This is a genomic window from Methanosarcina sp. A14 (genome assembly GCF_001729375.1).
GTDB classification, from domain to species: domain Archaea; phylum Halobacteriota; class Methanosarcinia; order Methanosarcinales; family Methanosarcinaceae; genus Methanosarcina; species Methanosarcina barkeri.
This window is the reverse complement of sequence record NZ_LZPK01000071.1, coordinates 1-13,630: the sequence shown is the minus strand read 5'-3', so window position 1 is coordinate 13,630 and position 13,630 is coordinate 1. Positions and strand designations below refer to the sequence as shown.

10 protein-coding genes are annotated in these 13,630 nt (G+C 40.6%); 6 read left to right on the top strand and 4 right to left on the bottom strand.

All coding sequences use genetic code 11. The annotated features are described in order from the left end of the window. On the bottom strand, nucleotides 1–323 hold a 323-nt coding region (locus A9239_RS04450), incomplete at its 3' end, for an FAD-binding oxidoreductase (RefSeq protein ID WP_141706363.1). 315 nt (nucleotides 324–638) lie between these two features. Between A9239_RS04450 and arcS the strand changes: the two genes are divergently transcribed. Then, nucleotides 639–2,519 (top strand): archaeosine synthase subunit alpha, encoded by a 1,881-nt coding sequence (gene arcS, locus A9239_RS04445; RefSeq protein ID WP_048154020.1) that lies wholly within the window; start codon nucleotides 639–641, stop codon nucleotides 2,517–2,519. 276 nt (nucleotides 2,520–2,795) lie between these two features. Further along, the gene (gene rimI / locus A9239_RS04440) at nucleotides 2,796–3,326 is read left to right on the top strand and encodes a ribosomal protein S18-alanine N-acetyltransferase (protein ID WP_048116326.1); all 531 of its coding nucleotides are present in this window, start codon (nucleotides 2,796–2,798) and stop codon (nucleotides 3,324–3,326) included. On the opposite strand, the gene A9239_RS04435 is transcribed toward rimI, so the two are convergent. After that, nucleotides 3,310–3,588 carry a UPF0058 family protein gene (locus A9239_RS04435; RefSeq protein ID WP_011305979.1) on the bottom strand — a complete coding sequence of 93 codons (279 nt, stop codon included), beginning with the start codon at nucleotides 3,586–3,588 and terminating at the stop codon, nucleotides 3,310–3,312. The genes rimI and A9239_RS04435 overlap by 17 nt on opposite strands. A gap of 502 nt (nucleotides 3,589–4,090) precedes the next feature. On the opposite strand from A9239_RS04435, the gene A9239_RS20150 reads away from it, so the two are divergent. Next, the gene (locus A9239_RS20150; protein ID WP_255361901.1) at nucleotides 4,091–4,225 is read left to right on the top strand and encodes a hypothetical protein; all 135 of its coding nucleotides are present in this window, start codon (nucleotides 4,091–4,093) and stop codon (nucleotides 4,223–4,225) included. Nucleotides 4,226–4,308: 83 nt separating this feature from the next. Here the strand turns inward: A9239_RS20150 and dnaG are convergent, their stop codons facing one another. Beyond that, complete coding sequence (gene dnaG / locus A9239_RS04430; protein ID WP_048116324.1) at nucleotides 4,309–5,859, bottom strand: DNA primase DnaG; 1,551 nt, start codon at nucleotides 5,857–5,859, stop codon at nucleotides 4,309–4,311. Nucleotides 5,860–7,349: 1,490 nt separating this feature from the next. Between dnaG and A9239_RS04425 the strand changes: the two genes are divergently transcribed. Further along, nucleotides 7,350–8,828 carry an NAD(P)/FAD-dependent oxidoreductase gene (locus A9239_RS04425; RefSeq protein ID WP_048154017.1) on the top strand — a complete coding sequence of 493 codons (1,479 nt, stop codon included), beginning with the start codon at nucleotides 7,350–7,352 and terminating at the stop codon, nucleotides 8,826–8,828. A 114-nt stretch (nucleotides 8,829–8,942) separates the two neighbouring features. Continuing rightward, a complete protein-coding gene (gene rtcA, locus A9239_RS04420) occupies nucleotides 8,943–9,938 on the top strand; it encodes an RNA 3'-terminal phosphate cyclase (RefSeq protein ID WP_048154014.1) in 996 nt (331 codons plus the stop codon). A gap of 142 nt (nucleotides 9,939–10,080) precedes the next feature. Here the strand turns inward: rtcA and A9239_RS04415 are convergent, their stop codons facing one another. After that, nucleotides 10,081–10,704, bottom strand: a complete 624-nt coding sequence (locus A9239_RS04415) for an RNA 2'-phosphotransferase (protein WP_048116320.1) — start codon at nucleotides 10,702–10,704, stop codon at nucleotides 10,081–10,083. 714 nt (nucleotides 10,705–11,418) lie between these two features. Here A9239_RS04415 and A9239_RS04405 point away from each other — a divergent pair. After that, entirely contained in the window at nucleotides 11,419–12,873 is a 1,455-nt protein-coding gene (locus tag A9239_RS04405; protein ID WP_048116316.1) for an OB-fold nucleic acid binding domain-containing protein, read from the top strand. Nucleotides 12,874–13,630: the final 757 nt, after the last annotated feature.

Genomic DNA, 13,630 nt, shown 5'->3' with positions numbered 1-13,630 from the left:
ACCCCGGGTTCTACCTGGACCTGAATATTATTAATATCGATTTCAAGAATCCGATTCATGCCCGACATATCCAGCACAATGCCCCCTTTAACAGGAACTGCACCGCCTGCAAGTCCGGTGCCTGCTCCCCTTGCAGTCACAGGGATCTCGTTCTCATAGGCAAGCCTGACAATCCGGCTTACTTCGTCTGTGCTTTTCGGGCGTACTACGTAATCAGGCATTCCCTTGACCTGGGATGCGTCAGAAGAATAACAATAAAGTTCAGAAGGCGAGACTGAGAGTCGCCCACTAACGATTTTTTGAAGTTCTGCAGTTATATCCATTCTAGACCTCAAATTGGAGTTCAAATGTGAAAAATAGAATTTCTGTCACGGCTTGAGACAGACAATGACAGACAAATGAAAGATGAGTTGCAGCAGATAATCAAGATTAATAATATATAAAAATATACCATCCTCCTTTCTTCTGAAGAATATCATTCTCTTTCTGAAGAATACTATTTTCCTTCTGAAGAGTTAGCATGGAATAAACCGTAAAGCTGAGAACCTTTCAGCTTCAGAAAAACAAGGAATAAAAGAAACTCTCAGGAAAAAGTGCAGGACAAACCTTTACATCCTGATAGACATAAGAGGACAAACATGACACGGTACTTTGAGATAGAACAAAGAGACGGAGCAGCAAGGATAGGAAAACTTCTGCTGTCTCCCGAGCTTCATACGCCCTGCATTTTGAATGCGGCAGAACTTGGAAAGCTTGAAAACCCCGGCTCTGTTGTTGACGCAGGAAGTTTCTGGGGTGTTAAATCCGATGCAGAGCTCGAAACACACGTAAAGCAAATCTGGGAAAAAGCGGGAAAAGGAACTCTTATAATCCTGCCGCATCAAGCTTATCCTCCTTCCATTCCGGCTGAGTCCCTTGGGAAAGTCCAAAAATTTACTGATCTTAAAGGCGAAAACGTTGAAGATGCAGGCCCTACAGGTTCTCTCCTGAAAATAGGAGGAAAGCCTGAGAAAACCGACCTGTATGTAATGGAAGGGGCAGGTACCCTGGAAAACAATGCACGAAGATTTCTCGAGATCATAATAGAGTTTAGAAACCAGATTTCCCCTGATACAGCTCTTTATGCCCCAAACCTCGCGCTTCCTGAAAATATAGCTATGCTAGTCTACCTCGGAGTTGATGTCCTGGACGATACCAGAGCAGAAATTGCAGCTTATTCTGATATCTACCTGACAGCAGCAGGCAACTTTTATCTTGACTCCCTGACAGAGTTTCCCTGCAGGTGCAGGGTATGTGCTGAAAGTACACCTGAAGAACTCAGGAAGCTTCCGAAGATCGAGAGAGCAAAATTCCTTTCAGCTCACAATAAGAATGCTCTCGAATCCGAACTTTCCCTTGTGCGGGAAAGGATAAGGGCAGGAACATTGAGAGAATATGTTGAAGGCCAGTGCAGGGTCAGGCCCTGGCTCACAGCCCTGTTAAGACTTGGAGATTTTGAGTATTCCTATCTTGAAGAAAGAGTTCCTGCTTTCCGGCAAAACCAGTTGCTTGCAGATACCTCGGAGGCTCTATCTCGAGTCGAAGTGGTGAGGTTTGCACAGCGCATACAGGAAAGGTATACACCTCCGGACCTTGAGGTCCTCGTGCTTTTGCCATGCGCGGCCAGAAAACCTTACTCAACTTCCCAATCCCATCAGAAATTTATTCTGGCCTTAGGAAAATATCGGAAATTCGTCCATGAAGTGATTTTAACCTCACCTCTTGGAATAGTGCCCAGAGAACTGGAATTGACATATCCAGCAGCCCATTATGACACTGCGGTTACAGGACACTGGGACGAAGAAGAAAAAGCCTGGGTTTCCGGCTGCCTCGAGGCTTATCTCTCAAAACACAGTTACAAGGCCATAATTGCCCATGTAGAAGGGGCATACAGGGAAATCTGTGAACGAGCGGCAGGTAATCTTGGGATTGAAATAACCTATACTGCCACAGGAAGCCTTGTGTCTATGGAAGCTCTTTCAAACCTCAAGAAGACCGTTGAGTCTATCTACACATCCGAAAGTTTCAGCAGGAAGAGCCTGAATGCAGAAGAAAACAAAAAGAATTTCGTGAGAGCTATTGCAGAATATCAGTTCGGAGAAAGTGCTGCATTTCTTTTCTCTGAAGAAACCGGAAAGCTTGCAGTCAAAGGCCGATTCCCTAAGTATCAGCTCTTTTCCGGAAAAAAACAACTCGCAACCCTGGTTCCTCAATACGGAATGCTTGCTCTTTCTCTCGAAGGGGCTGAAAGGATGCTAAAAAGTGAGAAATACTTAGTAAAAATTGATGATTTTCTCCCACGAGGTTCCATCCTTGCCCCAGGAGTTACTGAGGCTGATCCGGGAATAAGACCTAATGATGAGGTAATTGTGCTCGGGAAAAAAGCGCTCTGTGTAGGGCGAGCCATGATGAGCGGAGAGGAAATGGTAAAATCCAGTAGAGGAGTTGCAGTGGATGTCAGGCATATCAAGAAACTCTGAGCTCGCATGTGGACTCTAAATAAGTTCTATTGAAATAAGTTCTACGAGAACAAGTTCTATGAAAATCGGTTCTATGAAAATCAAGTCTACGAAAACAAGTTCTATGAAAATCAGGTCTATGAAAATCAAGTCTATGAAAAATCAGCTATACTGAAATAAGTTCATAAAATCTGGACTGTAGGACTTCAAAATGACTTCAGAAAAACTTCGTGAGGAATTTAGAAGAAATTATTCCTCTCGAAGAAATAATAAAATGGCAGGAATATATTAGATATTATGATAAGGCGTTTTGCACCTGAGGACTTTCAAGAAGTAGTTGAAATTGAAAGTGAGGCCTTTTCGGAGCACAACTCCCTTTTATATATGAGCTTTTACGAAACCGTTGGAGATGGTTTCCTTGTTGCAGAGCAGGATGGAAAAGTCGTGGGGTATGTAGTAGGCTACCGTTCTGGAGAAAACGAAGGGCACATTTTTTCTGTCGGTGTCAAAGAAGAATATCGGGGAAGAAGAATAGGTACATCACTAATTCACGCTATCTGTGACATATTTGTTGCAAACGGACTTCGATACGCAAGGCTCGAAGTAAGAAATAGTAACAAAAGGGCACAAAAATTATATAGGTCCATAGGATTTGTACCCTGCTGGACCGAAAAAAAATATTACTCAGATGGAGAGGACGGGATGGTGATGAAAATGCATCTTCACCCTTATCGTCTCCTAATTTCAAAGCAAAAGTATCTGGAATCTATAATTTCAGATAACGAATTCTTTGTCACCTTCAAGAGCCCTATCAGTTATTACCCATGAGCTTGATGACGGAATTCAGTGAATCCCTCATATGAGCTGGTGTTTCCTCAAAGATAGGGTCGTCCCGGGACATGAGAGTTGCAAGCTCGCCTCCTAAAATAAAAATTGCGCGCTTGTGATCCGCCTTGCTCCGGTGAATGTGTACAGGGCTTATGGATAAAGCCTTGTAATCATCGAATTCGTGCGTTACCCCGTGCCTTTCAAAATATCTCTTCATCTGGGCCATATACGTGTGTAGTTGTATTAGCTCTTCCTTGTGCATAGCGAACAGACCTACAATTTTACAAGATCAATTTAATATCATCTTAAATCGGATAAAAGAATTATCCGAGGAAATGAACTTCCTAGTTTTATATGATAAACTTTTCTATATAATGTATATGATAAATAATGAAGGATTATGGGAGAAAGTGTGAAATTTAGCACTGCGGTGTGAAATAATGCCAAATAATAGTAATCCTGTGAATCCTATATATAAAGATTAAAGATGATAGTCCAAAAGGAGTTAAACTTTAGAACAATTATAAAAAGTGTAGAAATGTCATTTTTACAAAAACGAGAGCATGAAAATCAATACCTCGTGTAAAAAACCCAGTTTTAAAAAATAAAAACAGTACACTGCCCTTGAATTAAGAAAAGAAACAAAAAAGAGAGTAAAAACGTGAAAAAATGAAAGAGAAGCTGGAAAAAGAAATTGGAAACTCAGTGGGTAAGAAATAGAAGAAGATTAAGCATTAGGACAGAAGAAACGGAAAATTAAAGGGGTGGAGAAGAGGAGAGAGGGAAAAAGAAAGAGGGAAGAGGAGAGAAGGAAAAAAGAAAGAGGGAAGAGGAGAGAAGGAAAAAGAAAGAGGGAAGAGGAAAGAGGGGAGAGAGAAAAAGGAAATAGAGAAAAGTGAAGATTAAGAAAAGAGAGCTAAAAGGAATGGAAATTAAGAAAAGGGAGTAAAAAAGAATGAATATTAAGAGAAGTAAAGATCTCTCAAAGCATGCTTGCGGTCAAAACTTCCATATCAGCAGGAACCTTAGCTATATTTCCTATCTTTACACCTATAAGGTTCTTAATTGCATTACTTGAGGCAATATCAACTAGCCTTTGAGTAATTACGCCATCAAAAACTACGCTCTGGATGTTTTCTTTATAGGTTTTCAACCTGCTCGCAAGGTCCCGCACCGCAATCTCCTCTATGACCTTATCATGGGAGTCAAGAATTCTGGCCGTTAAAGTTCCTTTCAGAGCTTCGACATGAGGTCTGAACCTGGTGGCTTCAGGAGAAACCGTGACCGTCTTTACCGGAGCAGGAGAGACTCTGACCGCCTCACCTCCAGGAACTTTGACAGCTGCATGAACCTTTTCTACAGGCTTTTCTCTGGGAACTCTAGCGGCAACAGGAACTGTCCTTGATGAAATATGAGGTTTTGTGACGATAGATCTCGTTTTGACTTTTGCTGCAGTCGCAGGAACCATTTCCGAGACTTTCTCAGCAGTTTTTTCAGAAACCTTTTCAAAAGCTTTTATAGATTCTTTTCCTTTCGTTTTTTCCTCCGAAAATTCCTCCCCATAAAGATCTGGCTTTGAAGAGACCCTGTGAACTTTAACACGCTTATGCAGCTTCTTTTCAGTAATCCTGGGAGCAATCTCAGGTGCTCTTATCTTTCTTTTGGAGCCTCTCTCCACTCTGGCACCTTCTTCCTCCCTCTCCTGGATTCCGTATTTCTCGATGATCTGCTCTACAGGAACTTTCCGACGAAGAGCCCGTATAACTTCTTTCTGGACAAGGTCCTCTACACATTTTCCATCGGGAGCACGGGCAACATAGTCGATGTCTGCCACCTGCAGTAGCTCACGTATTATGAGCTCCCCTCCACGGTCTCCATCAGTAAACGCTGTTACTGTTTTCTTTTTAGTAAGCTCTGCAACTTCCGGAGGAATGTTTGTTCCCCCTACGCATATGGTATTCTTTATACCATAGCGGAGAAGGTTCAGAATGTCAGCTCTTCCCTCGAGAATAATGATGGCATCTGAGTTAAGTACATTAGGCCCACAGGGGATTCTGGACTTTCCGTAGTAAGTGAGTTCATCAACTCTTACGGACTGTCGGACTTCGTCGGCCAGCTCCTGGGATTCGGGAACGGTCTCATCAAACATTTTGGTAAAAATGAGTTTTGCCCTTTCAATAATCTTCTTTCGCTTTACAGCTCTTACGTCTTCTACCTGGAAAACCTCGATTTTAGCACTGCATGGCCCGACTCTGTCAATAGTCTCAAGCGACGCGGCAAGAATTGAGGTTTCGACCTTATCAAGGCTTGAGGGAACAAAGATATTTCCTTTGGTCTTTCCTCCTTTAGCCGTAACCATTACCTCGATCCTGCCAATCCTGCCAGTTTTTTGCAGGTCACGAAGATCAAGATCAGCCCCGAGTAATCCCTCAGTTTGCCCAAAAATCGCACCTACGATATCAGGACGTTCAATTACCCCATCCGCATTAATCTTAGAATGAATGATGTATTTTGTAGTATCTGTATTTTGCATGTGAATTCTCCTCATATATTGTGAATGATTTATCGTGATAGTTTTATTAAATTAAATTCACTAAGAATTTCATTTTAAACCGTTGCAATTAATTGCATTTTGGAATTAAATCCATCGAGTTTTCTGATAACATAAACTATTCTCTAGACTCCGAAAACTCGTAAAGCCCTGGACAATGCAAAAACAGTAAAAAATCAGATATTACGGATCAGGGATAAAACACCCTTGAAGGGGCAGATTTAAAAATTAACTAGAACTGTAGCCGGAAAGATAATTCCGAACCTGCCTGAGTTTACATTATACTTATGCCAGAAGACCTTATCCGGTAGAGTGCCATAAATTTACATTATCGAGTGGAAGCTCTTACCTTATGAGAACCTGTTAAAGTTCCAGACCTGAGTTAACCTAGCTTAAGGCTCTCTTAGATCTAGAGTCTCTTAACTTTCAAATGAGCAGACAATAATACCTGCGTTGTTCCTGAGACTTTCCAATATCTGCTCGAAAGCCCATTTCCTAACATAAGTTTTTATTATGACCCTGAGATAAACTTCAGCGCCAAAAGCCAAAAAAAGTGTTCGTATTTCAATTAGCCTGATAACTGAGATTTTCAAGAAATACCCTTAAAAACGGGTAATCCGGACATGAAGCCGATATGTGCCAGACGCCCTATCCCGTGGTTTATGGGCTCTGTAGTGATAAATGGTAAGCAGTAAGTGAAATGTGTATCAGGTTTAATCGAGAGCACTTTTTGACTTTTACTTCATGGGTGATAAGATATAATTCCAGTTTTATGTTGAACAGTATTTTAACCCTGAGTGATAATGTAGTAAATCTGAAGTTTTATTATATTTGCATATGGATTAGTTACATTGGATTATCTTTACGAATTTAGCAATGGTGAATAGGTGAACTTGTTAATCAATGATATGATCTGACAAAACAGTTCCCTCCCGCCTTTAAAGGAGTCTCGGCAAATGAGGAACCCTGTGCGTCATATGTTTTAAATTCATGTATTTAATGCCGGCAGGATTTAAGAACTTTGTGGTTATTTAAAGAATTTTATCAAATCAAAGTCATTTTTCATTTCTGACGTCTTGAAGATAAGAGACTTTCAAAACAACTCCAGAAGAAGTCTTTCAGAACAGGTCATAAGAAATATAGAAAATTTTAAAAAATAATAGAGTCGAAAATTTAGAAAAGTATATATAAAAAAAAAGACTTGTAAAAAATTGAACGGGCGAGACATAGAAACTTTTTTATGTACTAACCCCCCACTCCCAAACTCGCTCGTTCAGCCTCTCTGAACACTATAAGTCCTTTTCGTGCTTTTTTCTGACTATTCCAAGTAGATTTTCAAGTAATTTGTCTTTCAAAAAATATCTGATCAAATAGCCTTGATAAATCGCTCTGAGAATTCCCTACTCGTTAACCTGAAAGCTTTTCGAACACTTAAATAGTTATAATAGGCGTAAAACACAATTACTGAGAGTATGGGAAGCGATTTTGACACAAAAAGCGCTGTAGATGAAATCCAGAAAACAGCCAAAGCTGATGAAAAATTTCAGGGAACAGTATCCACACAGAACCTCGAAAAAAAAGATCCCATAAAAGTAGTCATTATAGGAGGGGGGGCCTGTGGCATGGCCGTTGCTACCAAAATTCGAAGACAAAGCGATTTTGAGATTACTGTAATTTCAAGAGATTCCCATACCGCTTACAGCCACTGCGGAATCCCTTTTGTTCTGGGACGGGAAATTGAGAGCTTTGAAAAATTAATAGTGAAACCCAGAGATTTTTTCAAAAGAAATCGAATAGATGTCAAGCTAAACGAATATGTCAGCTCAATAGACCTGGATTTAAAAGTTGTTCGGACAGGAGAAGAGACTTATCCTTTTGACAAACTCGTTATCGCCACAGGTAGCCTTCCCTTTATACCTTTTACAGGCAACACAAATGTTCTCCCTTATGGTATTTTTACTCTGAGGAATCTTGATGATGGAGTGCTTTTTGAAAAAGCCCTGGAAACTGTTGAGAGAGTTTGCATAATAGGCGCAGGAACAATAGGAATAGAGTGCGCAGCAGCACTTTCAAAAAGGGGAATTAAAACCTTCCTCATAAACCGGAGTAAAAACCTGCTTTCCAAACAACTGGACCCTGACATTTCCGAAATCATAAGAGAACATCTTGAAAGTCTTGGGATTGAGGTCATCTCCGGAAAACTTGCTGCTTATCCTGAAAATTTCTGGAAAGAAAAAACACTATATGTATGGGATAGGCAGCTTCCTGCAGATCTTATACTTCTTGCAAGTGGAGTTAGACCTGAGGTATCCCTTGCTCTGGAGGCCGGTATCAAAATTGGGAAAGCAGGAGGAATAATAGTAAATGAAATGCTCCAGGTTAAGGCAAGAGAAAAATTTCTTCCCTATGTATATGCAGGCGGGGAATGTGTGGAAATAATAGATCTTATAACAGGGGAAGCAAAATTAAGCCATCTGGGCACGACAGCCCGACATATGGCCGACATAATCGGCAATAATATCACAGGAAAATATACTCCTCTCGGGCCACTTGCCAATCCCTGGGTAGCTGTGGCAGGAGAATTACAATTTGGCGGAGTCGGCATTACCTCAAAAGAGGCTGAAAGCCATGGAATAAAGATAAACACAGGATTTTCAAGGGGACGTACAAGAGCTTCCTATTATCCGGGCCGTAAAGACCTGTACATTAAACTCCTGTTCAAAGACGATATTCTGGTGGGGGCGCAGCTTATCGGAGGAGAGGGGATAAAGGAAAGGATCGATGCCTTTTCCCTAGCAATCCGAAAAAAAGCTACTATTAGAGACCTTCTTGACCTGGAGACTTGCTATGCGCCACCGGTCTCTATGCTTGTGGATCCTCTCAGACCAGCTGTAAAAGCTGCAATCCGAAATATAAAGGAAAAGAAAGAAAAGCAAATACAAGCAAAGTAAATGGAAGCAAAGAAAATACAAGCAAAGAAAATACAAGCAAAGAAAATACAAGCAAAGAAAATGGAAAGCAGCAGGATAACATAAGACGAAATCAGGAAAATGTGTGGGAAGCAAATGTTAGAGATCGAAGGCTCTTATGGTGAAGGGGGAGGGCAGTTGGTCAGAACGGCTGTTGCTCTTTCCGCAGTTACCGGAAAAGGGATAAGGATTACTAATATCAGAAAAAATAGGCCAAGTCCAGGCCTGAAACAGCAGCATTTAAAGGCACTGGAAACTGCAGCCAGGATTTGTAAAGCTCAGATATCTGGACTTTTTCCAGGCTCTACTGAAATTTCTTTTGTTCCAGTGGAAATAAAGGGGGGTAAGTATGATATTGATATCGGGACTGCAGGAAGCATAACCCTACTCCTCCAGTGTATTATGCCTGCCCTGCCTTTTGCAAAAGAAAAAATCAAGCTCACTATAAAAGGGGGAACTGACGTGGCCTGGTCTCCAACAACAGACTACCTGCAACATATAACCTTCAGGGCTCTGGAGAAACTTGGATATTCAGGCAGCATAACTCTGAAAGAACATGGTTACTACCCGAAAGGAGGAGGAAAAGTTTCAGCTTATTTTAAACCATGCAGGCTGCGAGGATTTCATTTTATAAAAGAAGAGGAAGAAATCAATGGAATCTCTCACGCTTCGAATCTTCCGGCTCATGTACCCTTACGTCAGGCTGAAGCTGCCAATACGAGACTAATGGAAGCCGGATATCCCTCTCAAATTGAAACTCAATCCTTTGAAGCTTTTTCCACTGGAAGCGGGATAACCCTCTGGACAGGCTACATAGGTGGGAGTGCACTTGGGGAAAAAGGACTTCACGCGGAAAAAGTAGGCAAACATGCCGCAGACGAAATTATTTCTGAACTTAGATCAGGAGCCGCGGTGGACACACATTTGGCAGACCAGCTAATACCTTACATGGCTCTTGCAGGAAATAGTTCTTACACTGTCCGTGAACTCTCTCTTCATACTACGACAAATATCTGGGTTACTGAACAGTTTCTGGACGTCAAATTCAGGATAGAAAAAAAAGAAGGCCTTTTGGAAGTGTCCGTGAATTGAGAGAGAAAAGGAAATCGGGAGTAAAAGGAAATAGAAAAGGGAAGAAAAAAGGAAAGAAAAGAAACAGGAAAAGTACCACAAATAACTTGCTAGAAATTTAACAATCAGTCTTTTAAGTTATTCTTTTGAAATCAGCCCTAAATCAATCTTCAACGACAAAAAGGTATTCACGAGGTATCTTTTCCGCAAGTACGATGTCATCAGTTGCAAGTTTGAGAGAGATCCCATCCTCCTGAGCTTTAAAGGCATCGATTTGAAGGATTACAGGGCTTTCAGTATGAATAAGGGCCACTTCTACTGCCTTTTCATACGAAGTGCTGAGATGTACATATCTTTGCTTTATTGGAAAAATTCCGTTCTCCAGCAAAACATCAACTTCTTCAGGGCTTGCCCCATAATACAGATATGAAGAATCGCTTTCCCTGTAATCCAGATCAATATTGACAGAGTGCCCGTAACGTGCCCTGATTCTCGAATCGCGGATCTCATACCTTCCTTTTTCATCAGATTCTACAAGTGCGTACAGGTATTCCTTCCTCATCCAGTTGTATCGCTTTCTCATAACGTCACAGAAATCGTTGATATTAACCCAACCGAATCTGTCCATTTTAACTCCTACAGATTCTGGGAAATGCCGGAGAGTGCCAGATACAAACCTGCCAAGCTTTTCTTCCTTATTATCGTCCAGCAGGTATCTTCCAGGGCGTTTACACTGCAGACAGCTGCCTCCTCTAAAATAGCCGTGCTCAGTGCATTTTCGAATCATGGTATCACGTACATAATGAAACTTTACTATAAATAAGGTTTTGTTTTAAGTTCTATTTTGACAAAGTTGCAGAGCCAAAATTTTATGTCTCTCAGCTATCCTCTGTCCCAATTTATTTCCTGGAATTTTGCAGAACAGGAAACCTCTGAGTTCTTCAGTACGGTATTTAAGGGAACATTCAAAGAAAAATAGTGAATGTCAAGCTTTGATTTCAGGATATCTTTAGCACGAAAGCCCGCGGGAGATAGAATAGGTAAGCATAATAGATAAGCATAGGCATAATTTATTAAACGGGCATAGTTTATTAATATTGATTCCGCTTTGTTGAGAAATACTTTCATCTGGCACACGGTAATCTTTAGTAAGACGGCTTGCATATCGTAGCACAATATATAAAGTACTTCGACAGCCGCGTGTTCAAACTTAAAATCAAAAAGAATAAAAGAGACTTTAGAAGGTATGTGATTATGACCGTTCTTATCACTCATTAAAAGATGTAATTAAAAAGTTAATGTGCTCAGGTTTGTAAACGTGTAAATTTGTAATTTACTAGCCTGTAATCTACTTGTCTCTTAACAGTTTTTGAATTTTATGCCATAATGCTAAACCGAATTCAAAGCATCAACTGTCACTAATAGTCACTAACAATTATTGCCACAGAATTGAGGCAAATAATAGACACTGAAAATAGAAATCATATATTAAGGGGATAATATGACAGATATTGAATCAATCTATGAAAAACTTAGCCATGTTATCAGTAAAGAGGACTTCCTGCAACGTGTACAGGAAAAGGTCGAAAGCATGGGAGGGCTTTGCGATGAACCTATGGCTGCCATGCTGGTTGCCAACGAACTTGGATTTTCGGATGTAGGCCGGGACAGTGTAAAGATTGAAAACATTACAGCTGAGAGCGGACAAATTAACTTTGTTGCAAAGGTTGTGTCGGTTTTTGAGACCAAAGAATTTACCCGAAACGACGGGACAATAGGTAGAGTCGGAAATATAATTGTTGGAGATGAAACCGGCAAGATTCGGCTAACGCTCTGGGACAACATGGCAGACCTCATAAAAGCTGGAAAAATCATAGCAGGGCAAACCCTCCAGATCAGCGGCTATGCGAAGCAGGGATACTCAGGAGTGGAAGTCAATGTGGGAAATAATGGAGTCCTGGCCGAGAGTGAAGAAGAAATCGATGTAGCTGCCAACAATCAGAAAATAAAGGATATAAAAGACGGCATGGGAGACCTGAATTTGACAGGAAAAGTCCTGGAAATTTCAGATGTAAGGACCTTCCAGCGAAAAGACGGTACCAGCGGAAAAGTAGGAAACCTTCTTCTTGGAGACAGTACAGGCACAGTCAGAGTGACCCTCTGGGACGATAGGACCGAGTTTCTGAACCAGATAGAATACGGAGACACTGTGGAGCTGGTCAATGCTTATGCGCGGGAGAATGCCTTTACCCAGAAAGTTGAGTTGCAGGTGGGAAACCGAAGTATAATAAAGAAGAGTGAGAAAAAAGTCGAGTACGAAGAGAAATTCACCCCAATTGAGGATATAAAGGCTGATATGAACAATATTAACGTTTCCGGTAGAATACTCGATATAGGGGAAATCCGGACTTTTGAGAAAAAAGACGGGTCTACCGGAAGAGTCGGAAATCTTCTTCTTGGCGATTCCACTGGAAAAATCAGGCTGACTCTATGGGATGAAAAAACAAGCTTTCTGGATGAAGTCGATTTTGACGAGACTATAGAAGTACTTCATGCTTATTCTCGGGAAAATGCCTTCAACCAGCAGGTGGAACTCAATCTCGGAAACCGGGGAATAATCCAGAAGAGTGAAAAGGAAATTGAATACAGAGAAAAGTTTACGGACATCGCTGATATTATCCCTGGAGAAAGCTATTCGGTCCAGGGTAAGGTTTCCGAAATAGGAGAACTCCGAGAGTTTGAAAGAGAGGATGGAACCGAGAACGTGGTTGCAAATCTCCAGTTAAAAGACGAAACCGGCAGCATAAGGCTAACTCTCTGGGGAGAGCAGGCTTATGTGATCGAAGATCTTGATATTGACTCTGAAATCCAGATCATTAATGCATATGCGAAGTATGGCTTGAATGAAGAAATCGAACTGAGTATCGGGAATCGAAGCAGAGTAATTATGCTTTAATCACTCTCCCTTTTTCGGTTTCTGATTTGGCTTTTGCTTCTGATTTCCTCCTTAAACCATGCTTTGCAAGGTAAAAGCTTATGAAGTGCGTTCCAGTGGAAATAAAGGGGTCTGAAAAATTTCCTGTGAGAGAAATAGAAAGCATTACAAATATAATTTAGATTTTTTTAAACTGTATAAGTCTGTTTTCTAAAGTATACTGCTTTTCTGCACTTCTTTCTAATACTTATTTCAGACGATTGAACCTTTTTCATTCTCAGCAAAAATTTCCAGTGGAAATAGAGGGGTCCTGAAAAATTTCCTTCGTGATTTTCGTAAGTTTTTTACCATGAGCTATACCATAAACAAGCTAACTGGAGATTTAAAGTGAATGCGATTGACTTCATGCAAGTTTATGTTCTCTACAAAAAAAGTAAATGCCGTTATTATTATGTACCATTGAATCATATATATAAGCTGTAAAAAAGTCATATAAGCTATAAAAAAAGTCCGAAAATTATGGGGAAAACATCTTAGAGGAAGCGGACAAAAAATAAATCCGGGACAACGGGCCTTACCGGAATGTTAGCTTTAAAAAGTTAACGATTGCGAGGCCTAAACTGGAGGGAAAACTAAAGCAATCTTAAACGTTTTTCCACAGGAAACTTGATACCTGAAAAACTTTTTCGAAATTTTAGTATAAGCTATATTTTAAATAACACATTATGGATTATATATTGTAGACAATCTGAAATTATTTGAAATTATCTGAAATTAT

Excerpts from the sequence above, each read along its gene's own strand:
- arcS (WP_048154020.1), top strand. The coding sequence starts at position 639 with ATGACACGGTACTTTGAGATAGAACAAAGAGACGGAGCAGCAAGGATA.
- rimI (WP_048116326.1), top strand. The coding sequence starts at position 2,796 with ATGATAAGGCGTTTTGCACCTGAGGACTTTCAAGAAGTAGTTGAAATT.
- A9239_RS04435 (WP_011305979.1), bottom strand. The coding sequence starts at position 3,588 with ATGCACAAGGAAGAGCTAATACAACTACACACGTATATGGCCCAGATG.
- dnaG (WP_048116324.1), bottom strand. The coding sequence starts at position 5,859 with ATGCAAAATACAGATACTACAAAATACATCATTCATTCTAAGATTAAT.
- A9239_RS04425 (WP_048154017.1), top strand. The coding sequence starts at position 7,350 with ATGGGAAGCGATTTTGACACAAAAAGCGCTGTAGATGAAATCCAGAAA.
- rtcA (WP_048154014.1), top strand. The coding sequence starts at position 8,943 with ATGTTAGAGATCGAAGGCTCTTATGGTGAAGGGGGAGGGCAGTTGGTC.
- A9239_RS04415 (WP_048116320.1), bottom strand. The coding sequence starts at position 10,704 with ATGATTCGAAAATGCACTGAGCACGGCTATTTTAGAGGAGGCAGCTGT.
- A9239_RS04405 (WP_048116316.1), top strand. The coding sequence starts at position 11,419 with ATGACAGATATTGAATCAATCTATGAAAAACTTAGCCATGTTATCAGT.